Consider the following 23371-nt stretch of genomic DNA (forward strand, 5'->3'; position numbering starts at 1 on the left):
TCGGTCTGCGAGAACCGTGTAGGTTGCTGGAGCAGGCGCGCTGCCGTTGGGGGCGGCCGACGTCGCCATCATCCGTTGCTCGACACAGGGCAGACATGCGCACGACGCGCAGGAGGGACGGCCGTGTGGACTCCAACGCACTGAAGCGAACGTGGGCGATGGCAGCCGCCCTCGGTGACGAGGTACCGCTGTACTTCTACTCGCACCTCTTCGCGACCCACCCGGAAGTACGGGACATGTTCCCCGTCGCCATGGGCGCGCAGCGCGACAAGCTGTTCGCGGCCCTCGGCCACATCATCAGCCACGCCGACCAGATCGACACTGTGGGCGCGTTCATCGCCCAGCTCGGCCGCGATCACCGGCGTTTCTCAGTGGTGCCGGAGCACTACTCGATGGTCGGCGCCTCCTTCCTGGCGACGCTCCAGCGCTATCTCGGTCCCGAATGGACGGACGAGGTAGCGCGGAGCTGGTCCGAGGCGTACGGCCTCATCGCGAAGGTCATGGTCGTGGCCGCGGAGGACGCCGCAGACGAGTCACCCGCGTGGTGGGACGGCGAGGTCATCTCCGTGGACCGCCGCAGCCTCGACGTGGCCGTCCTCGAGGTCCGCATGCCGCACGACTTCACCTACGAGCCGGGCCAGGCCGTCGCGGTCGAGGTGCCCGCGCTCCCCCGCACCTGGCGCTACCTGAGCCCGGCGAACGCGCCGCGCCCCGACGGCGTCGTGCAGTTCCACGTCCAGCTCATCCCGGGCGGGCTGTTCAGCACAGCCGCCGTGCGGAAGACCGCCGCCGGCGACGCCATCCGCGTCGGCGCCCCGATCGGCGACCAGCTCGCCGTCGACGGCCAACGGGACCTGCTCCTCATCGGCGGCGGCACCGGTCTCGCGCCGCTGTCCGCCGTGCTGGACAAGGTGGCGGCCCAATGGCGCGAGACCGGGTGGGGTCCGCGCGTTGACCTGTTCCACGGCGCCCGGGTGCCATGGAACCTCTACGACCAGGGGCGGCTCGCCGACCTCGCGGGCCGTGAGCACTGGTTCTCGTTCCACCCCGTGGTCTCCGGCGACCCCACCTTCCCGGGACTCACGGGCTACGTGGGCGCCGCCGCAGCTGCACACGGCTCGTCGTTGGGGCGACTGGTCCTCGTGTGCGGCTCAACGCCGATGGTGCGCCACACCGTCAGCGAACTCGTCGCGGTCGGAATCCCCCGCAGCGACATCCGCTACGAGGACTACGCCGGAGTCGAGGACAACTCTTCCCCGACCGGAGAAGACCAGCTAGAAGGGACACGATGAGCACCTCCCCCCACGGCGGCCGGATCAGCCCCTCCGAGGTCCGCACCGCCACGTTCGAGCAAGTCGGCCAGGGCTACGACACCGGCGCCGTCCACTACTTCCTGAACGCGGTTGCCGACCAGATGGAAGCCGACCGCGTCCAGATCGAGGCACGCGGGGCCAACGCCCAGGATGAGATGGTCAAGATCATCAGCCAGGCGCAGGTCCTCGCCGAGAAGTTCGTCGCCGAGGCCGAGCAGTACTCCAAGGACCTCGTCGCGAGCGCGAGGACCCAGTACAGCGAGATCCTCCGCCGCGCCGAGGAGTCCGCGGGCAGCCGCTCCGGCGGCGAGGTCGCCACGACCAAGAGCGCCGTGCCTGAGTACACGACGCCGATCGACGAGATCGAGTACGTCCGGACGTACACGAAGGTCGCGCAGGTACAGCTGCGCGCCGTCATCGACGCGCTCGCCGAGCAGGTCAACAAGCTCGGCGACGTCCCCAAGTCCAGCCAGTAGCCCAGCCAACCCACCGCCGTCGTCAGTTCCCAAGGAGACCCCATGCTCTCGTCAAGCTCTGCCCCGGTGATCGAGGCGACGCTCCCCGTCGTCGGCGAGCACATCAAGACCATCGCCCAGCGGTTCTACGACCACCTCTTCGAGGCGCACCCGGAGCTCTTCGACGGGGTCTTCAACCGAGGCAACCAGGCCGACGGGCACCAGCAGCAGGCCCTCGCGGGTTCCATCGCGGCCTACGCCACGATGCTCCTCGAGCACCCGGACAAGGCTCCCGAGCACCTCCTGTCCCGCATCAGCCACAAGCACGCCGCGCTCGCCGTGACTCCCGAGCAGTACGACGTGGTCCACGAGCACCTGTTCTGGGCCATTGCCGACGTACTGGGCGAGGCCGTCACCCCCGAGGTGGCCGCCGCGTGGGACGAGGTCTACTGGCTCATGGCCAACACCCTGATCAACCTCGAGCGTGGGCTGTATGCCGACTTCGGGGGCGCTCCCGAGAACATCTGGCGCACGTGGCGCGTCGTGGAGAAGCGGCCCGAGACGGACGACGTCGTCTCGATCATCGTGGAGCGCACCGACGAGCGGGACGTCTACCCCTCGCAGCCGGGCCAGTACGTGACCCTCCAGATGCCGACTGCGGACGGCCTCAGGCAGCCGCGCCAGTACAGCCTCACGCGCGCCGACGACGGCCACCACCGCACCTTCGCCGTCAAGCGCGTGCACGAGGCCGGGCGTCCCGACGGAGAGGTCTCGACGCTCGTGCACGACTCGCTCAAGGTCGGCGACGAGGTGACCCTCTCCGCCCCGTTCGGCGACGTGGTCCTCGAGCCCGGCGACGGCCCGCTCGTGTTCGCCAGCGCCGGGATCGGCGTGACGCCGTACGCGGGCATGGTCAACCACCTCGCCGCGCAGGGCTCCCAGCGCGAGGTCCTGTTCCTCCACGCCGGCACGTCCCACGAGAGCTTCGTGCTCCGCGAGCAGATCACGAAGGACCTCGAGTCCCTGCCCAACGCCAGCCTGCACGCGTGGTACGAGCAGCCGGGCGAGCTGGGGGCCAACGAGCATGAGGGCCTCATGGACGTCAGCGCCGTGGACCGCCCCGCGGACGCCACCTACTACCTGTGCGGCCCGCTCCCATTCATGCAGGCGGTGCGCGAGAAGCTCCTCGGCCTCGGCGTCCCGGCCCGGAAGATCCAGTACGAGGTCTTCGGCCCGGACCTGTGGCAGGCCGACACCGAGTAGCCGCGAAGCACCGATGGCACCGCGGCTGCGGCACTTTGTGGTGAACCTCGAAACGCCGCTTCCGGCCATCGAGGCGTGGGCGCGCGTCCTCGACCTGCGCGCCCACGACCGCTTCATCCCGTTCACCCGCGTCACGTCGGGCCTCGCGTCTGCGGCCGAGCTCCGTCCGGGCCACCGGTTCACGGCCTGCACGATGTTCGGGCGGGTGGGCTTCGACGACGAGATGGTCATCGAGTCGATCGCCCCACCCAGCGGCACTTCGCCCGGGCATGCACGGATCGTGAAGACGGGCCGGTTCGTCCTCGGCGCGGTGGAACTGACCGTTTCCGTGCACGACGGCGGCTCCTCCCTCCGCTGGTCCCAGGACTTCGCGCTCGGTCGCCTCGCGCGGCCCGTCCGGTGGGCCGCCGGTCTCGTGGCGCCTGTGCTCTACCGGACCATGCTTCGCCGGCTCCTGCGGGGGACGACCGCGGCTACTGCTCCTTGAGGACGTAGGTCCGCAGGTCGTCCATCGTCTGCTGCATGTGCGCGTCCATCGCCGCCCGAGCGGCGACCGGATCGCGCCGGTGCAATGCCTCAGCCACGGCGGCGTGCATGGCTATCGCGTGCTCCTGGATCAGCGGGACGGCCGACGTCTGTGAGCGCCGCTCCGCGAGCACGCGCCGGAGGGGCTCGAAAAGCACCGCCACGAAGGCGTTCTCGGACGCGTGCAGGATCACGTCATGGAATGCCAGGTCTGCCGCGACGTACGCCTCCAGATCCGAGCGGAGGCTGGCCTCCCGCATGTCGTCAACGAACCCGTCAAGCGCGTCCAGGTCCGCGTCCGAGATCCGGCGTGCCGCGAGTTCGCAGGCCCCGGTCTCGAGCATCCTGCGCAGTTCGACGAGCTGGACAGCGGCATCGTCCCCGCTCGTGCCCTCGCTCGTTGCGCGCAGGACGGCGTGGAGGGAGCTCCAGCGGTTGAGCGGATTCACGAAGGTGCCGCGTCCCTGCTCAACCCTCAGGATGTTCTGGGCTGCGAGCGTCTTGACTGCCTCTCGCACCGTCATGCGGCTCACGTCGTGCCGTGCGCTCAGCTCAAGCTCGCCTGGAACGGAGGAATCTGGCGGGAACTCGCCTGCGATGATTCGGTCCAGCAACTCGTCGGCCACCTCTCCCACGAGGGATTTCCGTGCCACGAGTCCCCTTCCTGCCGCGGTCTGCGGGCGTTCTCCGCCCACGCGGACCCCCGCATGAGCACCGGTTCAAGTGTAGGTAGACGAGGGTGGCCTTGCGGCCGCCCTGAGCTCTGTGTCACTCTGGAGCTCAGACGTTAGATGTCTGACATCTTACTAGCTCATCTGCACAAGGAAGTGTTGCGTTGCTCCTCGAATCCGACCTCCTCTCCTCCTATCCCGCCGAGCTAGATCTGGACGCGCGGACGGTGGCCGACGCCGTCTCCCGCTCGGGACGAGTCTTGGTGGTCCTCGACGACGATCCCACCGGCACCCAATCCGTCTCCGACCTCCCGGTCCTGACCCGATGGGAGACCGACGACTTCCGCTGGGCATTCTCCCCGCGCGTGAACGGCGTCAGGCCCCCTGCCGTCTACGTCCTCACGAACACCCGCAGCCTCGACCCGGCTGGCGCCGCAGAGCGCAACCGCCAGGTCGTGGCCTCCGCTGCCGCGGCCGCGGGCGAGACCCGCACGGCGCTCGCGTTCGTGAGCCGCAGCGACTCGACCCTCCGCGGTCACTTCCCACTTGAACCACAGGTTCTGGCCGAGTCCATCGGCGCTCTCGGCGGTGCAGGCATCGACGGGATCGTCATGGCCCCCGCCTTCCCGGACGCCGGTCGCGTCACGATCGGCGGCGAGCACTACGTACGGACGAGGTCGGGAACCCTCACACCGGTGAGCGAGACGGAGTTCGCGAACGACGCCACGTTCGGCTTCTCAACCTCCTACCTGCCCGCCTACGTCGAGGAGAAGACCGGCGGCAGCATCAGAGCCTCGCAGGTGATCGTGCTCGACCTCGGCACGATCCGCGCTGGTGCGGACGCGATCGCCGACGCCCTCGCGCCGGCCGCTGATTCCACCCCGATCGTCGCAGACATCACGGGAGAGAACGATCTCCGCGCCCTCGCCCTCGGCCTCGAGGAGTCCGAGCGACGAGGCAAGAACCTGCTCTATCGCGTCGGGCCGCCCTTCGTCCGGGGCCGGATCGGGCAAGAGGTCCGGGCGCCCCTCACGGCCGAGGAAATCTATGGCACGGCGGCCCGCAGGAGCGCCTCGGCGACCGCCAGCGAGTCAGCCCTCGGCGGCCTCATCGTGGTCGGCTCCCACGTCGGCCTCACCACGCGCCAGCTCGCGCGGCTGACCGCGCAGCACTCCTCCGCGCGCACCATCGAAATCGAGGTCGCACGGCTCCTCGATCCGCTGGCGGCGGAGGACCACATCGAGGCGACCGTGAAGGCCGTCGTGCGAGCACTCTCCCAGGGCGACGTGATCGTCCACACCTCCCGGACGCTCGTGAAGGCCGATGACCCGGCGAGCAGCCTTGAGATCGCGAGGAAGGTGAGCGCCGCCGTCGTGAGTGTGGTCAACAGGGTCCTCAAGACCACTCCCCCGCGCTTCGTGATCGCCAAGGGGGGCATCACGTCCTCCGACGTGGCCGCGCACGGCCTCGAGATCCGTCACGCGATCGTGCGGGGCCCGATGCTCCCCGGAATCGTCTCACTCTGGGAGCCCGTGGATGGGCCCGCCGAGGGCATCCCGTATGTCGTCTTCGCCGGGAATGTCGGGGACGACGATTCCCTCGCCCAGGTCACCAAGACGCTCAGCGCGACCTTCTGATCCAGCGGCCCACAGCCGATCCATCCTGAGCAGCCAATCCATCCTGAGGAGAATCCCCATGCCCGAAACCTCGAGTTCCCCCGTGCACTCCGCCAGCCAGACCATCGCAGTCCTGGGGCTGGGTGCCATGGGGCTCCCGATGGCAGCACGCCTCGCGACTGGCCTGAGCGTTCGAGGCTTCGACGTCGCCCGTGAGCGCATGGACCTGGCGCGCGCGGCCGGCATCACGACGTTCGACTCGGCGCTCGACGCGGTCGACGGGGCGGACGCGCTCCTCCTGGCCGTACGCAATGGCGAGCAGCTCGCCGAGGTCCTCTTCGGGCCCCACGGTGTTGCGCCGTCGCTGAAGGAGGGCTCGGTGGTCATCCTGACCAGCACCGTGGGGACCGACGCCATCCCAGGGGTTGCGGCACGCCTCGCCGAAGTTGGTGTGGGCCTTGTCGATGCGCCCCTGTCCGGAGGCCCTGTCCGCGCGGGCGAGGGCGATCTCCTGATCGTGGTGGGAGCCTCACCCGAGGACTACGAGAAGGCCCGCCCAGCGCTCGCGCTGCTCGCCTCGACCCTGACCGTGGTGGGAGACAGACCCGGCGACGGGCAGGCGCTGAAGACCGTGAACCAGCTCCTGTGCGGGGTCCACATCGCCGCGGCGGCTGAGGCACTGGCCCTCGCCGATGCCCTCGGCCTTGACCCGGAACGGACACTGTCAGCGCTGGAGGCAGGGGCCGCAGGCTCGTTCATGCTCTCCAACCGGGGCCCCCGGATCCTCGAGGCCTACACCGAGGGCGGCGCCGAGGTACTTTCGCGGCTCGACATCTTCGTCAAGGACATGGGCATCGTGGGGAGGGCCGCCCGCACGGCCGGGCTGGCCGCTCCCGTCGCCGCAGCTGCGGAGCAGCTGTACCTCCTCGGTCAATCGCACGGCCTCGCGGCCGCGGACGATTCCGCGGTCATCAGGGTCGTAGCGCCCGCCCGACGGGACTCCTAGCCGGCGGCGCCGCCGGGACCTTTGAGACCCGTTGACACAAAGCATATTTCCTATAGGATATTTGGTGAGTCGCATCACACGGCCTCATTTCCCACCATCTGCAACGGAGCACCATGTCGACCGAACCAGCGTTCACAGCTGAATCGTGGCCCATCGCTACCTGCCTCCACGGATTCCAGGCCGTGGACCGCACGGGACTCGCGATGCACGACGCACCCGCCGAGGTCTGGGATGACATGTTCACCCAGATCGCCGACGTCGGCTTCAACCTCGCCGAGCTCGCCGACAGCCACGTGCGCCCGGCCGATCTTGAGCCCGCACGCCGGGACGAGTTCCTCTCGATCGCCAAGGCGCACGGGGTTGGCATTCCGTCCGTGCACCTCCAGCGCCAGAGCGTGATCATGCCGGGCCACGAGGAGCGGAACCTCGAGTACGCCCACCGGACGATCGACGCCGCTGCCGAATGGGGCATGACGGTCTTCTCGACCGGGCTCCACCAGCCGTTCAGCGAGGCCCAGCGCAAGGCGCTCTGGTTCTGGACGGCAGAGGGTCCGAAGGACCCCGATGACCGCGAGGTATGGGACAGCGCCGTCGGACGGATCCGCGAGCTGGGCAAGCATGCTGCCGATCTCGGTCTCCGGATGTCCCTCGAGATGTATGAGGACACGTACCTCGGGACCGCGGACAGCGCGGTGCGCTTCATCGAGGAGGTGGGCCTCGACAACGTGGGCCTCAACCCCGACGTCGCGAACCTCATCCGCCTCCACCGGCCGGTCGAGGACTGGCGGGACCTGTTCGCGAAGACCCTCCCCTACGCCAACTACTGGCACGTCAAGAACTACACGCGCGACGAGGCTGCCGACGGCAGCTGGGCCACGTCCGTGCCCTCAACGATGGAGATGGGCCTCATCAACTACCGGCAGGTCTTCCGCGACGCCATCTCGGCCGGCTTCGACGGAATCATCCTCACCGAGCACTACGGCGGCGACAGCCTCGGCGTCTGCGCCACGAACCAGAAGTACATCCGCACTCTGCTCCCCAAGGGCTAGGAGGAACCATGCCTGACATCACCGTCGCCGTCGTCGGCTCCGGCTACATGGGCGGAGGGATCGCCCAGGTCCTCGCGCTCGCCGGCGCCACCGTGAAGATCGCGGACGTCTCCGAGGAGATCGCCGTCGCGAACTACGGGCGGCTGCTCGCCGAGGCCCGCCAGTTCGTGGCGGACGGGCTGTTCCCGGACGACGCCGTGGCGCGCCTCGAGGCGCACCTCTCGCCCGCCGCCTCGATCGAGGAGGCCGTGGCCGGCGCGGACTTCATCGAGGAGGCCGTTCCCGAGAAGCTCGAGATCAAGCACGAGACGCTGCGCCGCATCAGCGCCGCCGCCCGCCCGGACGCCGTCATCGGCTCCAACACCTCGACGATCCTCATCGCCTCGCTCGCGGAGGCGGTGACGAACCCGGAGCGGTTCCTCGGCGTGCACTTCTCCAACCCGGCCCCGTTCATCCCGGGCGTCGAGCTCATCCCGCACCCGGGCACGGACGAGAGCGTGATCCCGCTCGTCGAGGAGCTCGTGGCCTCCGCCGGCAAGGAGACGGCACGGGTCAAGGACGCGACCGGCTTCGTGCTCAACCGGCTCCAGTACGCGCTGTTCCACGAGGCGACGCAGATCGTCGAGGAGGGCATCGCCACCCCGGAGGACATCGACACGATCGTCCGGACGACCTTCGGGTTCCGCCTTCCGGTGTTCGGGCCCTTCGCGATCGCGGACATGGCCGGCCTGGACGTCTACTCGTTCTGCTACGCGTCCCTGCAGACCCGCTGGCCGGAGCGTTTCGCGACGCCGGACTCCCTCAAGGAACTCGTGGACGCCGGGAAGTTCGGCACCAAGTCCGGCGCGGGCTATCTCGATGTGCCCGCCGACCGCACCCCCGAACTCGTCGCCTACCGCAACAGGGCCTACGTGGCCATCAAGAAGCTCATCGACGAGCTCGGCCCCGCCCCCATCCAGTCCGCCACCGCCGCGGCTTCACACTGAGGAGAACCGACGCATGACTGACTTCCCCGCATCCCGCACCGCGATCCTGACCGGAGCGGCCTCCCCGCGCGGCATCGGCCGCGCCTCTGCCCACTACCTTGCCGAGCGTGGCTGGAACATCGGCATCATCGATGTCGACGCCGAGGCCGCCAAGCGCGTGGCCGAGGAGATCGCCCTCGAACACGGCGTCCAGGCCACGGGCGCCGGCGCGGACGTCTCCGACGAGGCCCAGGTGCGGGCCGCGTTCGACGAGCTCGAGGGCACGCTTCCCCAGGTGGTCGCCCTCGTCAACCTCGCGGGCGTCTCCTCGCCCGTGCCGTACCTCAAGGTCACTGCCGACGAGTGGAACCGCGTCATGGGGATCAACATGAACGGCGTCCACTACGCGACGCGCCGCGCCGTCGAGTCCATGGTCAAGAACGGGGTGGGCCGCGTCGTCAGCCTCTCGTCCGTGTCCGCCCAGCGGGGCGGCGGAACCTTCAGTAAGACGGTGTACTCGGCTGCCAAGGCCGGCGTCATCGGCTTCTCCCGCAGTGTTGCCCGTGAGCTCGGGCATGACGGCATCACCGTCAATGTCGTCTCCCCGGGTCCGATCGACACGGACATCATGGGGGGCACCCTCACGGACGAGCGCAAGGAGAAGATGGCGGCCGATGGCGTCCTGCCGCGTATCGGCACCCCTCGCGACATCGCTGCGGCCATTGCCTACCTGATCAGCGAGGACGCCGGCTTCGTGACGGGCCAGACCCTGAACGTCGACGGCGGCCTCTACATGCACTGAGAGGACCCACTGTGAAGTCCGTGTTCGGGACCACTTGGTCCAAGTCACGCATCGCCTTCCTGGCGATCGGGATCGTCTTCACCGTCATCGGCGTCGTCACGATCCTGCAGGGCCGCTAACGCCGCCCTCCCTGCTCCATCCCGACACCCGACCCACCATGGGTTCATCTCAAAGGAGAGCTGAAGTGTCCATCCCCGCACAGCGGACGCTCGCGCCGTCGGCGCATGACCTTGCGCTGAAGTCCGCTATCAGGAAGGCCGCACGGCACCTCATGCCGATGCTGGTCATCCTCTATTTCGTCGCCTTCCTCGACCGGACCAACGTCGGCTTCGCCGAGGCGGCCCTCAAGGCCGACCGCGGCGTCGGCGACGCCGCGTTCGCGCTCGGCGCCGGCATCTTCTTCATCGGCTATGCCCTCTTCGAGGTGCCGAGCAACCTCCTGCTCAAGCGCTTCGGGGCCCGCTTCTGGCTCGCGCGCATTTCAGTCACGTGGGGCATCGTCGCAGCAGCGTTCGCGTTCACCACTGATGACGTCATGTTCAACGTGCTGCGCTTCCTTCTGGGCGTCACAGAAGCCGGCCTGTTCCCGGGCGTCATCATGTTCCTGTCCGAGTGGTTCCCGAACAAGGTCCGCGTGCAGATGTTCGCGATCTTCTACCTCGCTCAGCCCTTCTCGCAGATGATCGGTGCGCCGCTCTCGGGCGGTCTCATCAGCTTCGGTGACTCCCTGGGCTTCGCCCGCGGCTGGCAGGTCATGTTCTTCGTCGAGGGCCTGCTCGCGATCGCCGCCGGCATCGCCGCCCTGTTCCTCCTCACGAACAGCCCGGCGAAGGCCAAGTTCCTCGGCGACGAGGAGAAGCTCGCGCTCTCGAACGCCATGGCGATCGAGGACCGGGCCCGCACCGAGGACGGCCCGAGGGGCATCTGGCGTGCCATGGCCAACTGGAAGGTCTGGTACTTCACCGTCATCTACTTCGCACTCCAGATCGCTGTCTACGGGACCACGTTCTACCTGCCGCAGCAGGTCGCGGGACTGCTCGGCAAGAAGGTCGGCTGGGAGGTCGGCCTCGTCTCCGCCATCCCATGGTTCGTGGGCCTCTTCGCCTGCTACTTCCTCGGCAAGGCCGCACACACGCTCGCGCGCCGACGCAACTGGGGCACCCTGCTGTACATCGGCACGGGCGTGTTCATTCTCGCCTCGGGGTGGGCAGGGGCGAACAATCAGCCGTTCCTCGGGATCCTCTTCATCACCCTCGCGGTGGCGAGCTTCCTCTCGGTCGGCCCGATCACATGGGCCTACCCCACGGCGTTCCTTACCGGCACCGCCGCGGCGGCCGGGATCGGCCTCATCAACTCCCTGGGCAACCTTGGCGGGTTCGTGGCACCGCTCATGCGCACGGGCATCAACGCCGCCGCTCCGACGAGCTCGGGAGTCTGGGGCGTCGTATCGCTGGGTGTGTTCGCCTTCCTGGCGGCGGCCATGGTATTTGCGACCAAGTTCTTCCGGGGCGCGAAGTCCGATGAGCTCCTCGACGAGGTCGCGCCCGGACACTAGCTGACCGTTCCGGCAGACAGATTGTGCCCTTGGACCGCAGACGGTCCAAGGGCACAATTGCGTGCCTCGAAGGGTCCGATGTCGGATCAGACCAGCGCGACGTCCAGACGCGCCCGTTCGCGGACCCTGTTGATGTGGCTGCACATTGCCGCGGATGCGGCGGCGCTGCTGCCCTGACGGAATGCGTCAAGGATGGCCGCGTGCTCCAGGACAGCCTCGTCAGCATCGCTGACTCCGGACTGAACTGTCTGGCGCATGCGGTGGACGCGCGTCGAGATCGCCTCGGACATGTCAATGAGGAACGGATTCTGCGTCCCCTCAAAAATGAGGTGATGGAAGTTCCAGTCAATGGCGAAGTACTCGCGGAGGAGCCCAACTGAGAGCTTCTCCCCGTGAGCAACGCTCTTGTGCACAATCCGTGAGATTGCACGGTGCTCGGCAAGTGCCTGATCAAGCCGTGGGATGAGGTCCTCGGCGTGGCGCACTGCAAGCTCGGTGGCCCCTCCCTCGAGCACGAGGCGCGCATCGAAGAGTGCCTCAAGCTGCTCTGCCGCCAGCGGCGGCGCGACCCGATAGCCCTTCAAGGCCTCCCGCGTGACAAGGCCGGTGCGCTCAAGCTGCACGAGAGCTTCACGAACCGGCGTGGGGGAAACGCTGAGGTCGCGCGCGATGGCATCGATGGACAGCCGGGTGCCAGGCTCGATGTCCGCAGTCATCAGCATGTCCAGGACCAGGTCGTAGACACGGTCGCGGAGCCCCCTGCGCTCCAGGGAAGCGGCCCCGGCCAGAGGGTAGACGGTCTCGGACATGGGCGCCTCCTGCGCCACTGATCGTACCAGTCTGATCTGCGCCGACACCGGCCCGTCCCAGCGAGGACCCACACCTCGTCGCCGGCCCCAGGAGTTGGCCGACGCGAAGGCCCCCGCGGCGCCGTCGACGACAGACGCTGCGGGGGCCGTTCTGCGGTGTCCCGGCGCGGACTCCTTCCTTCAGGCGGTGCTGCGGGCCTCAGCCTCGCCGCTCCGAGGGGACCTCGCGGGAGGCGACCACCGCCGTCGGCCGGTCTCCGCGCTTGCGGAGCGAGAGCATCACGAGGCCCGCAGCCAGGAGGCAGGCGGCCAGGAAGATCGAGGTTGCCATGAAGCTCCCGTGGGTGACGTCCTGGAGGAAGCCTCCGACGTAGGGGCCGACGAAGCCGCCGAGGTTTCCGACCGCGTTGATCAGGCCCATGGCGGTTCCCGCGACAACCACGGGCATGGCACGCGACGCCGAGGCCCAGAACGGCCCGTCGTAGGCGAGCGCACCGGCCATGGCGATGCTGATGAACACGACCGCGAGGATCGGCATCGCGCTGCCCGTCGCCACCGAGATGACGAGCGCCACGGCACCGACGGCCATGGAGAGCAGCACATGCGTCGAGTAGCGGCCCGTGCGGTCCGCGGCCTTGGCGTTGTACCAGAGGGCGAACATGGCCAGCACGTACGGGATCGCCGTCACGAAGCCAACCTCGATGGAGGAGCCGGACGTGATCGTCTTGACGACCTTCGGCAGCCAGATGTTCAGGCCGTAGAAGCCGATCTGGATGAGGAAGTAGACGAGCGTGAGGCGCCAGACGGCGCTGTTGGAGAACACGTCCTTGATGCTGACGTGCTCGTGGTGCGGGGACGCGGCCTCGTCAGCGGCGAGCCCCTCCTCGATGTAGGCGCGTTCCTCGGGCGAGAGCCACTTCGCGTCGCGCGGGCGGTCGGCGATCAGGAGCCACCAGATCGGTGCCGCGATCACGAACGGGAAGATGCCCTCGATGATGAACAGCCAGCGCCAGTCGGAGAAGGAGAGGATCCAGCCCGAGAGCGGCGCCGTGATGATCGAGGCGATGGCGATGTTCATCATCCAGAAGGCGTACGCCCGGGCGCGTTCTGCGGCGGGGAACCAGTGGCTGATGAGCACAAGGATCGCCGGCCAGATTCCGGCCTCCGCCACGCCGAGGAAGAACCGGACGACCAGCAGCTCCGTGAAGTTCTGGATGAAGCCGCCGAGAACCGCCAGGACGCCCCAGACGAGGATCATGATCCCGACGAACTTCTTGGCGCTCCAGCGTTCGGCGAGGTGACCTCCCGGGATCTGGAGGGTCAGGTAGCCGATGAAGAAGATCCCGGCGGCGAGGCCCTGCTGGGCAGCGTCGATCCCGAGATCGTTGTGGAGCCCGTTCAAGGCGAACCCGATGTTGGTCCGGTCCATGAACGAGATGATGTAGACGATGATGGCCACGGGGATCAAGCGCGTCCAGCGCTTCCTACCCACGGTCTCGTGGACAGCCTGCGCCACGATAGCCTCCCTGTTTCCTATAGGATATATCCCCCTTGGCCACGCTAGGCGTGACCCGTATCACTGTCAAGGGGTCTCCTCGGGACAGCTGCCCCGGGAGGGGACGCACGGGCGCCGGCCGGTCACCTTCAGGGGTGACCGGCCGGCGTCGTCCGTAATCCGGAACCGGGAGCTGAATTGCCCCGGCGAGGAAAGGGTTCTCAGGCGGAGGCGACGTCCCTGCGGGCACGCTCCCGGACCCGCTCGATGTGGTCCCGCATGGCGCGGGCCGCGGCGCCGCTCTCCCCGGAACGGAAGGCATCGAGGATGGCGCCGTGCTCGATCACGGCCTCGTCCGCATCGCTCACGCCGGACTCGACGGTCTGGCGCATCCGGTGGACGCGCGTCGAGATCGCCTCGGACATGTCGATCAGGAACGGGTTCCGCGTGCCCTCGAAGATCAGGTGGTGGAAGTTCCAGTCGACTGCGAAGTAGTCCCGGATGAGGCCCACCGAGAGCTTCTCTCCCTGGTCCACCGCCTCGTCGACGACATGCGAAATCTCGATGTGCTCGGCCAGCGCCTGCTCGAGGCGGGGCACGAGCGCCTCCGCGTGCCGGGCAGCCAGCTCCGTGGCGCCGCCCTCCAGCACGAGCCGTGCGTCGAAGAGGGCCTCGAGCTGCTCGGCTGCGAGAGGGGGCGCCACGCGGTAGCCCTTGAGCGCCTCACGGGTCACGAGCCCAGTGCGCTCGAGCTGCACGAGGGCCTCGCGGACAGGGGTGGGAGAAACCTTGAGGTCCCGCGCGATCGCATCGATGGACAGCCGCGTACCCGGCGCAATGTCCGCGGTCATGAGCATGTCCAGGACAAGATCGTAGACTCGGTCGCGCAGGCCCTTCCGTTCGAGGGCGGCTGCCCCGGCCAGAGGGTAGACAGTCTCAGACATGGGCTCCTCCTGCGGCCTTGATCTTACCAGCAGCGCGCGCCTCGACGAGCCGGGATACCTCCCCGAGAATCTCCTCGACGGCCGCGGGATCGTGGGCGAATCGGCCGAGGAACAGCCCGTCAACCGTGTCCGCGATCCTGGTCAGGAGGCCGGGGCCAGCGCTTCCGCCGTAGACCACCACCGAGCCCTCATGCCCCGTGAGCGACCTCACGTGCTCGCGAAGCGGGGCGCAGACCGCCCGGATGTACTCCGTCTCGGCCGGCCTTTCCGCACCGATGGCCCATTGCGGCTCATAGGCAGCCACAACCGCCCCCGACAGCCCTGACGTTCTGGCCTGGGCCAGTGCGTCGTCAATCTGTCGGATGCATTCGTCTGCCGCCGCTTCCGGTTCCCATCGTTCGGGCTCCCCGATGCACACCAGCGGTGTCAGCCCGTTGCGCAGGGCAGCGGCCGTCTTCGCGCGGACCACGGGCCCGTCCTCACCGAACAGGCGCCGACGTTCTGCGTGTCCCACCTCCGCGAGGGCGCAGCCCGCCTCGGCCAGCTGCGCCCCACTGACCTCTCCCGTATACGGACCGGAATCCTCGGTCGCGATGTCTTGGCCGCCGACCATCGCGAGGTCGCCGAGCACGGCGTGAGCGGCGGGGATCGAGAGATAGCCCGGCACGACGAAGAGCCGTGCATGTCCGCTCGTGACGGCGGGATGCACTCGTGCGATCGCTGCCACAGCGGTGCACCATGCGACGGTGGCCTCGTGGCTGAAGTACATCTTGGTGCTGGCGCCGATCAGGAAGGGCGGGGACGGGCTCACGCTCACATGCCTTCGTAGCTGCAGATCTCGCGCACCTTGTCATTGGAGGCGCTCGTCTCGTCGAATACATACGTCAGCCATTCACGCACGTTGCGACGGGCCTGCTCGATGCCGACGACGCGCTGGCCCATGCAGAGCACCTGGGCATTGTTGGACAGGACGCTGCGCTCGACAGAGAAGCTGTCGTGAGCGGTCACGGCCCGGATCCCCTTGACCTTGTTGGCCGCGACGGCGACACCGAGCCCAGTGCCGCACAGGAGGATCGCGCGGTCGGCCTCCCCCCGCGCGATCATCTCGGCGGCTGCGGTGGCGATCGTCGGATAATTGGTGTGCCCCTCCGCGGTGACGCCGACGTCTGCGACGGAGGCAACGAGGTCGCTTGCCTCGAGGTCCTTCTTGATGACTTCCTTGTAGTCGAAGCCGGCGTCGTCTGATCCGACGACAATGCGCCACGTAGGCATGGGTGCTCCTTGAGTGTGAGGTGATGTCGCCGTCAGCCGGCGACGAGGACGGCGTGGACACGGTCTGCGATGAGGGCGAGGGACACGGCTCCGGGATCCGGGGTGCCCAGGGACTTCGCACCGTGGGATCGGGCCCGCCCCATGGCCGGCAGGAGGTCCGCGGTGGCCTCCGCGGCCTCAGCTGCGGCGAAGGCTGCATGGCGCCAGGCGTCGGCAAGGGTCTCCCCCGCATCGAGGCGCGCAGCGAGCGTGTCGGCGAACGGCACGAGCGCGTCCACCATGGTCTTGTCCCCGACCTTGGCCTTGCCGTAGTCCATGACTGCGGTCTTGGCCGCGACGATCCCCGAGGCGAGGCTCGCCGGCGTCGTGCTCTCTGTGTCGCCGAGGTGCGCGCCGAGGGTCCTCAGAATGAGGCCCCAGATCGCGCCGGACGTGCCGCCGGCCCGGTCGGACCACGCGTCGCCGCAGCGGGCCAGGAGGCTTTCGGCCCCCGCACCTCGTGTGACGAGGCTGGCTGCGGTCTCTGCCGCAGCCACGGTGCCGCGCCGCATGCCGATGCCGTGATCGCCGTCCCCGGCGATGGCGTCGATCCGTCCGAGCTCAGCGGCCTGGCTGTCGATGAGATCCCGCATCGCCTCGAGCGCGTGGCAGATCACCTGCGCGGCTCGCCGGGACTCCTCGGATGACGGGGGCAGTTCCACTTCGGCGGCCTCATCATCGCGCACGCTGACGGCCTCGAGCCCGGCGTGGTCAACAGATCCCGTCCTGAAGGCGGGAGTCTCGGCAGGTGCCAGCCAGAGCCGCTCGAGCTCGTCGTCAACCCAGAAGAGGGTGAGCGAGACCCCCGCCATGTCGAAACTCGTGCAGAACTCGCCGACATGAGGATCCACGAGCGTGAGGCCCGCGCCTTCGAGCAGCTCGGCGATGCGCGCGTAGACAACGTACAGCTCCTCGTTCTTCACGGAGCCGAGCCCGTTGAGGATCGGGACCACGCGGCCGCCGCGGGCCGTGGCCCCCTCTGGGATCTCGGTCGGGTCGAGGAGCCGCTCGACGAACAGCTCCGCGAGACCGTCCGCACTGGGGATCTTGGTGATGTCAATGCCGGGCTCCCCGTGGATGCCGAGCCCAATGGCCATCTTGCCGTCGGGCACCGTGAAGAGTGGATCGTCGGCGCCGGGCAGCGTGCAGCCGGTGAAGGCAACGCCCATGGACCGCGTCCGCGCGTTCGCGGCGACCGCGACCCGTTCCACCTCATCGATTCCGTAGCCCGCTGCCGCGGCCCCGCCGGCCGCCTTGAAGACGGTGAGATCACCCGCAATCCCGCGACGCCGTTCCTTCTCCGAGGGAGGCGCGCTGAAGATGTCGTCGGTGACCACGACGGTTCGACAGTCGATGCCATCCTTGCGCACGGCATCCTGCGCTGCGCCGAAATGGAGCACGTCGCCGGCATAGTTGCCGAAGCTGAGGAGGACGCCCTGGCCGCGCTCGCTTGCGCGGATCACGCCCTCAACCTGATGTGCCGACGGGGAGGCGAAGAGGTTGCCCATGGCAGCGCCGTGTGCGAGACCGGGGCCGACGAGGCCTCCGAAGGCCGGGTAGTGGCCGGACCCTCCGCCGATGACGACCGCCACCTCAGGGTCGGCCGACTGCGTTGTCCGGGAAACGCCGCCCGCCACCTTCCGGACCCAGCGTCCGTTCGCCAGTACGAACCCATCCACCATCTCGTCCGCGAAGGACGCCGGATCGTTCCAAAGGCGGGTCATGTGTTTCTCCTCGTCGTTGAGCGCCGTCGGCGGGCATCGCCAGCTGGCCCGTCTGCATCTATCCTATAGGATATTGGACAGGCTCCTGAGGGCGTCAAGCATTCCGTCAGAACCCGTGCGGAAGAATGGCCTCATGGACACCCGCGGCCGAGACCTCAGGATCCCGCCGCAGCCCGGCGCGCGGCACGGGATCGTGATTCCGGCCGCGGAGCTCGTCGAACGGTTCAGCCGGTCGAGCGGCCCCGGCGGGCAGGGGGTCAACACCACCGACAGCCGCGTCGAGCTGCTGTTCGACCCCGGGTCAAGCGCCGCCTTCTCTGACGCCCAGCGCGAGCGCATCCTCGCCCGGCTCGGGGGCGCCTCGTGGGCGGCCGTCTCAGTGTCGTCGCCTCCGGCGAGCGGTCTCAGCTCCGGAACCGGGAGGCCGCCAGGGAGCGGCTCGTCACTCTGCTCTCCGATGCCGTCCTGCCACCCGGACCAGTGCGCCGGGCGACCCGCCCCACCCGGGGATCCCAGCTCCGGCGCCTCGAATCCAAGAAGCGCCGGGCGGACATCAAGTCGGCCAGACGCCGCCTCCCGCCGCCCGCCTGAGCCCAGTCGGGTGACCGCGCTCCCCCGTCGAGTGGCGCGCGGCGGCGTGGGCGGGGGGTCTACGCGCCGCCGTCCCATCCGCCGTTGCGCTGCTGCGTCGCCGCAACGGCGGCGCTCACGACGTCGGCCAGCCCCTCGCCGTCGGACGCCGCCTCGCGCTGCATCCGCTCGCCGGAGCCCCTGGCGAGGAGGTCCCGGACGGCGTGTTCGGCGGCCGGCAGCTCGCCGGACTCCCGCAGCACCGTGCCCACGTGGGAGAGGAGCGCCGCCAGCGCGTCCGCCGCGGAGACCGGCACGCCCTCGACCGGGTGGACGAGCGAGCCGTTGAGCCCCGAGCGGCTCGCCCGCCACGAGGCCAGCCTCAGCACGGCGACCGGCGTCCCGAGCGGCGGGACACCCAGTGCGGCCTCCCGGGCGGCAGTCTCCACAAGGCCCCGGACCAGCACGGCCACGAGGGCGGAATCGGCAGCGTCGAGGCATACGTCGGAGGCACGGACCTCCACGGTAGGGTGGCGGTGGGAGAGCCGGGCGTCGAAGTACACCATCCCCTCGTCGCTGATGGCTCCGCTGCGGACCATGGCGTCCACCAGCCGTCGGTACGCATCGAGGGACCCGAACACCTGCTGAGGCCCCGAGGTTGGCCAGCGGTTCCAGGCCTGGGTGCGGAAGCTCGCGTACCCGGTGTTGACGCCGCGCCAGAACGGCGAGTTCGCGCTCACGGCCACGAGCACGGGGAGCCACTCGCGGATCCGGTCCAGGACGAGCACGCCCTCCGCCGGCGATTCCACGCCCACGTGCACGTGCAGCCCGCACGTGAGCTGCTCCTGGGACGTGATGCGGAACTCCTCCGCCATCGCCGCGTACCGCTCCCCCGGGCTCAAGTGGGTGGCCGCGCTCAGAGGCGAGGTGCCGAGGGCCGCGATCCGCGCGTCGACCTGCCGCGCGGCCCGGTCCAGCGCCCGGCGGCCGTGGTACAGCTGGCCGAGGAGCTCCTCGTGCGTGAGGCAGGGTTGGGTCTGGGTCTCGACCTGCTCGAGCTTGAACTCGCGCTCCACGTCCCCCGGCCGGCCCATGATGGCGAGCACCTGGTCCACGAGCGGGAGCGGCGCACCGGACCCGGGCTCGACGATGAGCAGTTCCTCCTCCACCCCAAAGGTCCGCATGGCGCCATTGTGCCAAGCGACGCGGAGCCCGTGCAGGGCCCGGAGGCACATTGCCCGTGCCGACCCGATGCCCGAGCGGATCCCCGGCCCCGACCCTAGGCTGGTTCCATGGATACCGCCGCATGGTCCCTCGTGTTCGACCTCCTGGGTGTCTTCTTCTTCGCCGTCTCGGGCTGCCTCATGGCCGTGGAGAGGAACTACGACATCATCGGGTCGGTCCTGCTCGGCGGGCTCACCGGGATCGGCGGGGGCGTGGTCCGCGACCTCATCCTCGGGCACTTCCCCAACTCATTCGCGCATCCCATCTACCTCGTGCCGCCGGTGCTCGCGGCGGCCGTGGTCTACTTCCTCATGCCGGCCGTGCGGAAGCTTCGCCGCATGCTCCTGACGTTCGACGCCGCTGGGCTCGCACTGTTCTGCGTCACCGGCACCGTCACCGCGCACCTCTCCGGGGTCGGGCCCGTCCCGGCCGCGATCCTGGGCACCACGACGGCGATCGGCGGGGGCCTCTTGCGCGACACGGTCGCGAACGTGCGGCCGGGGCTGTTCGACCGGCACGACATCTACGCCGTCCCGGCCATGCTCGGCGCGGGCCTCGTGGCCCTGCTGTGGTGGCTCGGCGTGTACTCGACGGTCGCCGGTTTCGTCGTCGCGGTGCTCGTCTTCGCGCTGCGCATCCTGGCCCTGCGGTTCCGCTGGCGTGTTCCCCTCGCGGCGTCGAGCCGGCACCGGGGCCGGCTGCAGCCGCGGGAGTGAGCGCACGACGGCGCGCCCGCACCTTCCCGGCGCGGGCCGGCCGCACGTTGACCCGACCGAGTCGACGTCGTGCGCCCTTGACGAGGTGGCCACCCGAGGGGTTTGGCTTGGAGTATGACCCAGACCAGAACCCTCGGCACCGTCTCCCCGCTCACCGTCTCGGCCATGGGCCTCGGCTGCATGGGCATGTCCGAGTTCTACGGCGCCCCCGACGAGGCCGCGGGCCTCGCGACCATCCACCGCGCCCTCGAGCTCGGCATCACGTTCCTGGACACCGCGGACATGTACGGTCCCTTCACGAACGAGCAGCTCGTGGGCCGCGCCATCGCCGGCCGACGCGACGAGGTGCAGCTCGCCACGAAGTTCGGCAACGTGCGCGGGCCGAACGGCGAGCGCCTCGGCATCGATGGCAGCCCCGACTATGTCCGGTCGGCCTGCGACGCGTCACTGCAGCGCCTCGGCGTGGACCACATCGACCTGTACTACCAGCACAGGGTCGACCCCAAGGTGCCGATCGAGGACACCGTCGGGGCGATGGCCGAGCTCGTCGCGGCCGGCAAGGTCAGGCACCTGGGGCTCTCCGAGGCCTCGCCCGCGACGATCCGCCGCGCGCACGCCGTCCATCCCATCACGGCCCTCGAGACCGAGTACTCGCTGTTCACCCGGGACCTCGAGGACGAGATCCTGCCCACCCTCCGCGAGCTCGGGATCGGGCTCGTGCCCTACTCCCCCTTGGGCCGCGGCATCCTCACGGGGCGGCTCAGCGCCGAGTCGGTCACGAAGGAGGGCGACGCCCGCAGCCACCCGTACTTCCCGCGCTTCCAGGGCGCGGCACTCGAGGCGAACCTGCGGCTCGTCGAGAACGTCAAGGCCCTGGCAACGGCGAAGGGCGTGACCCCAGGGCAGATCGCCCTCGCGTGGGTCCTCGCCCAAGGCGACGACATCGTGCCCATCCCCGGCACCAAGCGCGTGCAGTACCTCGAGGAGAACGCCGCCGCACTCGAGGTCTCACTGAGCCGGGACGAGCTCGAGGCGCTCGCCGAGGCCGTGCCGCGCGGCGCCGTCGTGGGCCCGAGGTATGGCGACATGAGCAGCATCGACAACGGCTGACCTCGCCGGCGCCCTCGCCGGAAATGTTGGCGAACGCACGGTGACGGCGTCTCGCACCCTGCTGGAGCCATCGTTTTGCGTGCTGGCGGCGGGGGAAGCGCACGACGCCGGGCCCGCACCTTCGAGCTGAAGGTGCGGGCCCGTGTGTTTCGACTCCGCTCAACCGCCGTGGGCGGCAGTCACCCGTTGTCGCCGGCGGGCGTCGTGGTGGTCTTCTCGCCGAGCGTCTGGTTCGCCTTGGTGGCGAAGCTGTTGTCGAACGTGTCGGTGTACTTGATCTTCGAGACGTCCTTGCCGAGGGTCGTGAACATGTCCGCGATCGTCTTCGGCCCGCCCGCGGGCATGAGGCCATCAGGGAGGAACTGCGCCTTGTCTGCCGTCAGGGCCTTGACGTAGTCCTCCTTCGTGATGTTCTTGTTCTGGACGTAGTCGGAAGGCAGCTTGTCCGCGATCTCCTGAGCTGAATGCGTGTTGATCCAGTGCATCGTCTTGACGAGGGCGTTGACGACCTTCTGGACGGTGTCCTTGTTGGCGTCGACCCACTCCTTCTTCGCGATGATGCTCGCGGCCGGCCAGTTGCCGCCCACGGCCTTGGTGGCGCCGTCTGTGGTTGCGAGGTCGATCGCCGACTCGGCCACGCCCTGGCTCTCCATCGCGGTGACGGTGGGCTGCGTGGTCATGACGCAGTCGGCCAGTCCGTTCTTGATGGCCGCGATCGCCGTTGCGCCGGCGCCTGCCTTGACGGTCTTGTAGTCTTTGCCCGCCTTGAGGCCGGCCTTCGACGCGATGAACTGGGTGAGGGTGTCCGTGCCCGAACCGAGGTCCGTGACGCCCATGTTCTTGCCCTTGATGTCGGCAGCCGAGTGGACGTTGGCCTTCGGGCTGCACATGATGCGCTCGCCGGGGGCGCCGGAGAGCTGGACGACGCTGATGATGTCTTTGCCCTGGAGCTGGAAATCGTACGTGTGGTTGTACCACGCGCCCGACATATCGACCTGACCGGAGACCATGGCGTCCTCGGCGCCGACGCCGCCGTCCTGCTCCGTGGAGAGCTGCATGTCGACGCCCTGCTCCTTGTAGTAGCCGAGCTGCTCCGCGAGCTTGTAGGGGAGGTAGATCTGCTTGTCGATGCCGCCGATCATCATCTTCACGGTGGGCATCGGGCCGGAGGCACCCGCGCTGCCCGTCGCTCCGGCATTGGAGCTGGCGGCGCCGCCGCACGCGGTGAGGCTGAGCGCCGCCGCGGTGAAGGCCGCTGCGGCAAAGATACTGCGCTTCATCATTGTTTTACGCATCCTTCGTGGATCAATGGGAATTGGCTGGTGAGTGGACAGAAATCAAATGGCTTGGGCTTCGGACTTGTTCGCAGGCCGCCATTTCAGGAGCGAGTGCTCGAGCAGTCCGATGAGGAATTCGGCCAGCAGCGTGAAGACGGCGATGATGATCATGCAGGCGAAGACGGTGTCCGGATCGAACTTCCCCTGGGCCTGGCTGATGATGAGGCCGAGCCCCTGCTGCGCACCCAGGACCTCGGCCACGAGGGCGCCGATGATCGCGAAGCCGAAGGCGGTGTGGAGGCTCGCGATGATCCACGTCATGGCGGAGGGGATGGTCACGTGGATGGCCACCTGGAGCGGCGAGGCGCCCAGGACCCGGACGTTCGCGACGAGATTCTGGTCGACTTCGCGGACGCCTTGGAATGCGTTGAAGAACACCACGAAGAAGACGAGCACTGCCGCGAGCAGGACCTTCGGGAAGGTTCCGAGGCCGAACGCGACGATGAAGATCGAGCCGAGGATGATTCGGGGGATTGAGTTGACGATTCGGATGTACGGGCCTACCACGGCGGAGAGGTACCTGTTCGATCCGAGAAGCAGGCCGAGCACGATTCCCACGAACGTGCCGAGGAGGAAGCCGAGGATCGCCTCCTGGCCGGTCACCCAGATGTTCTCCCAGATCGAACCGAACGAGGCGTCCTCGGTGTTGGTGAAGAGCGTCACGAGGCTGTCCCAGATCTGCGTCGGCATGCCGAAGAAGAAGGGGTCGACCAGCGGGTGCCTGCCGTCAGGCTTCACGTTCGTGCAGAGCTGCCAACCGCCGATGATGATCACGGCGAGGACGATCCGTCCGGTCCAGATCCACGTAGTGCGGCGCCGATGTGCCGCCCTGCCGGCGGCTGCCGGCGTCTGCCCGGGCCCGACGAGCGCGGCTGCCTGCTGCTTCTCCTGGGTGCTCACCGTTGTCTCCT

General features: G+C 68.7%; 22 protein-coding genes and 1 pseudogene. 13 read left to right on the forward strand and 10 right to left on the reverse strand.

Annotation, left to right across the window (positions count from 1 at the left end; all coding sequences use genetic code 11):
- Positions 1–125: 125 nt before the first annotated feature.
- Genes SCMU_RS17075 through SCMU_RS17090 form a run of 4 tightly spaced genes read left to right on the forward strand, consistent with a single transcriptional unit; the run spans position 126 to position 3518 of the window.
- Entirely contained in the window at positions 126–1292 is a 1167-nt protein-coding gene (locus SCMU_RS17075; RefSeq protein ID WP_229230290.1) for a globin domain-containing protein, read from the forward strand.
- Positions 1289–1789: a DivIVA domain-containing protein gene (locus tag SCMU_RS17080; protein ID WP_229230291.1), complete on the forward strand. Its 501-nt coding sequence runs from the start codon at positions 1289–1291 to the stop codon at positions 1787–1789. Before SCMU_RS17075 ends, SCMU_RS17080 begins: the two co-directional genes overlap by 4 nt.
- Positions 1790–1831: 42 nt before the next feature.
- Positions 1832–3031 (forward strand): globin domain-containing protein, encoded by a 1200-nt coding sequence (locus tag SCMU_RS17085; protein ID WP_229230292.1) that lies wholly within the window; start codon positions 1832–1834, stop codon positions 3029–3031.
- 13 nt (positions 3032–3044) lie between these two features.
- The gene (locus SCMU_RS17090) at positions 3045–3518 is read left to right on the forward strand and encodes a hypothetical protein (protein ID WP_229230293.1); all 474 of its coding nucleotides are present in this window, start codon (positions 3045–3047) and stop codon (positions 3516–3518) included.
- On the opposite strand, the gene SCMU_RS17095 is transcribed toward SCMU_RS17090, so the two are convergent.
- Complete coding sequence (locus tag SCMU_RS17095; RefSeq protein WP_229230294.1) at positions 3505–4209, reverse strand: FadR/GntR family transcriptional regulator; 705 nt, start codon at positions 4207–4209, stop codon at positions 3505–3507. The genes SCMU_RS17090 and SCMU_RS17095 overlap by 14 nt on opposite strands.
- Positions 4210–4391: 182 nt before the next feature.
- Between SCMU_RS17095 and SCMU_RS17100 the strand changes: the two genes are divergently transcribed.
- The 6 genes from SCMU_RS17100 to SCMU_RS17125 all read left to right on the forward strand — a co-directional run bounded on the left by SCMU_RS17100 (position 4392) and on the right by SCMU_RS17125 (position 11220).
- Positions 4392–5864 (forward strand): four-carbon acid sugar kinase family protein, encoded by a 1473-nt coding sequence (locus SCMU_RS17100; protein ID WP_229230295.1) that lies wholly within the window; start codon positions 4392–4394, stop codon positions 5862–5864.
- Positions 5865–5922: 58 nt separating this feature from the next.
- A complete protein-coding gene (locus tag SCMU_RS17105; RefSeq protein WP_229230296.1) occupies positions 5923–6849 on the forward strand; it encodes an NAD(P)-dependent oxidoreductase in 927 nt (308 codons plus the stop codon).
- A gap of 113 nt (positions 6850–6962) precedes the next feature.
- Positions 6963–7898 carry a sugar phosphate isomerase/epimerase family protein gene (locus SCMU_RS17110; protein WP_229230297.1) on the forward strand — a complete coding sequence of 312 codons (936 nt, stop codon included), beginning with the start codon at positions 6963–6965 and terminating at the stop codon, positions 7896–7898.
- A gap of 8 nt (positions 7899–7906) precedes the next feature.
- On the forward strand, positions 7907–8884 hold the full coding sequence (locus SCMU_RS17115) for a 3-hydroxyacyl-CoA dehydrogenase family protein (RefSeq protein WP_229230298.1): 978 nt from the start codon (positions 7907–7909) through the stop codon (positions 8882–8884).
- A gap of 13 nt (positions 8885–8897) precedes the next feature.
- A complete protein-coding gene (locus SCMU_RS17120) occupies positions 8898–9665 on the forward strand; it encodes an SDR family NAD(P)-dependent oxidoreductase (protein WP_229230299.1) in 768 nt (255 codons plus the stop codon).
- A gap of 190 nt (positions 9666–9855) precedes the next feature.
- A complete protein-coding gene (locus tag SCMU_RS17125; protein WP_443020343.1) occupies positions 9856–11220 on the forward strand; it encodes an MFS transporter in 1365 nt (454 codons plus the stop codon).
- Positions 11221–11306: 86 nt separating this feature from the next.
- On the opposite strand, the gene SCMU_RS17130 is transcribed toward SCMU_RS17125, so the two are convergent.
- From SCMU_RS17130 to SCMU_RS17155, 6 genes are all read right to left on the reverse strand, one after another.
- Positions 11307–12029, reverse strand: a complete 723-nt coding sequence (locus tag SCMU_RS17130; RefSeq protein ID WP_229230301.1) for a GntR family transcriptional regulator — start codon at positions 12027–12029, stop codon at positions 11307–11309.
- Positions 12030–12228: 199 nt separating this feature from the next.
- Positions 12229–13545: an MFS transporter gene (locus tag SCMU_RS17135; protein ID WP_229230302.1), complete on the reverse strand. Its 1317-nt coding sequence runs from the start codon at positions 13543–13545 to the stop codon at positions 12229–12231.
- Between the two features lie 200 nt (positions 13546–13745).
- On the reverse strand, positions 13746–14468 hold the full coding sequence (locus SCMU_RS17140; protein ID WP_229230303.1) for a GntR family transcriptional regulator: 723 nt from the start codon (positions 14466–14468) through the stop codon (positions 13746–13748).
- Positions 14461–15279, reverse strand: a complete 819-nt coding sequence (locus tag SCMU_RS17145) for a triose-phosphate isomerase family protein (protein ID WP_229230304.1) — start codon at positions 15277–15279, stop codon at positions 14461–14463. Before SCMU_RS17145 ends, SCMU_RS17140 begins: the two co-directional genes overlap by 8 nt.
- A 2-nt stretch (positions 15280–15281) precedes the next feature.
- The gene (locus tag SCMU_RS17150; protein WP_229230305.1) at positions 15282–15740 is read right to left on the reverse strand and encodes a ribose-5-phosphate isomerase; all 459 of its coding nucleotides are present in this window, start codon (positions 15738–15740) and stop codon (positions 15282–15284) included.
- A gap of 32 nt (positions 15741–15772) precedes the next feature.
- The gene (locus SCMU_RS17155; protein WP_229230306.1) at positions 15773–17503 is read right to left on the reverse strand and encodes a dihydroxyacetone kinase family protein; all 1731 of its coding nucleotides are present in this window, start codon (positions 17501–17503) and stop codon (positions 15773–15775) included.
- Between the two features lie 133 nt (positions 17504–17636).
- Here SCMU_RS17155 and arfB point away from each other — a divergent pair.
- Positions 17637–18094 (forward strand): annotated as a pseudogene (gene arfB, locus SCMU_RS17160) (alternative ribosome rescue aminoacyl-tRNA hydrolase ArfB).
- A 59-nt stretch (positions 18095–18153) separates the two neighbouring features.
- Here arfB and SCMU_RS17165 read toward each other — a convergent pair.
- Positions 18154–19257 (reverse strand): carboxylate-amine ligase, encoded by a 1104-nt coding sequence (locus tag SCMU_RS17165; RefSeq protein WP_229230307.1) that lies wholly within the window; start codon positions 19255–19257, stop codon positions 18154–18156.
- A gap of 108 nt (positions 19258–19365) precedes the next feature.
- Between SCMU_RS17165 and SCMU_RS17170 the strand changes: the two genes are divergently transcribed.
- Both SCMU_RS17170 and SCMU_RS17175 read left to right on the forward strand, forming a co-directional pair.
- Positions 19366–20013 (forward strand): trimeric intracellular cation channel family protein, encoded by a 648-nt coding sequence (locus SCMU_RS17170; RefSeq protein WP_229230308.1) that lies wholly within the window; start codon positions 19366–19368, stop codon positions 20011–20013.
- Between the two features lie 114 nt (positions 20014–20127).
- A complete protein-coding gene (locus SCMU_RS17175) occupies positions 20128–21123 on the forward strand; it encodes an aldo/keto reductase (RefSeq protein ID WP_229230309.1) in 996 nt (331 codons plus the stop codon).
- Positions 21124–21302: 179 nt separating this feature from the next.
- Here the strand turns inward: SCMU_RS17175 and SCMU_RS17180 are convergent, their stop codons facing one another.
- Both SCMU_RS17180 and SCMU_RS17185 read right to left on the reverse strand, forming a co-directional pair.
- On the reverse strand, positions 21303–22406 hold the full coding sequence (locus tag SCMU_RS17180) for an ABC transporter substrate-binding protein (RefSeq protein WP_229230310.1): 1104 nt from the start codon (positions 22404–22406) through the stop codon (positions 21303–21305).
- A gap of 54 nt (positions 22407–22460) precedes the next feature.
- Entirely contained in the window at positions 22461–23360 is a 900-nt protein-coding gene (locus tag SCMU_RS17185) for an ABC transporter permease (RefSeq protein WP_229230311.1), read from the reverse strand.
- Between the last annotated feature and the right edge of the window lie 11 nt (positions 23361–23371).

It is taken from the genome of Sinomonas cyclohexanicum (assembly GCF_020886775.1).
Taxonomy (GTDB): Bacteria; Actinomycetota; Actinomycetes; order Actinomycetales; family Micrococcaceae; genus Sinomonas; species Sinomonas cyclohexanicum.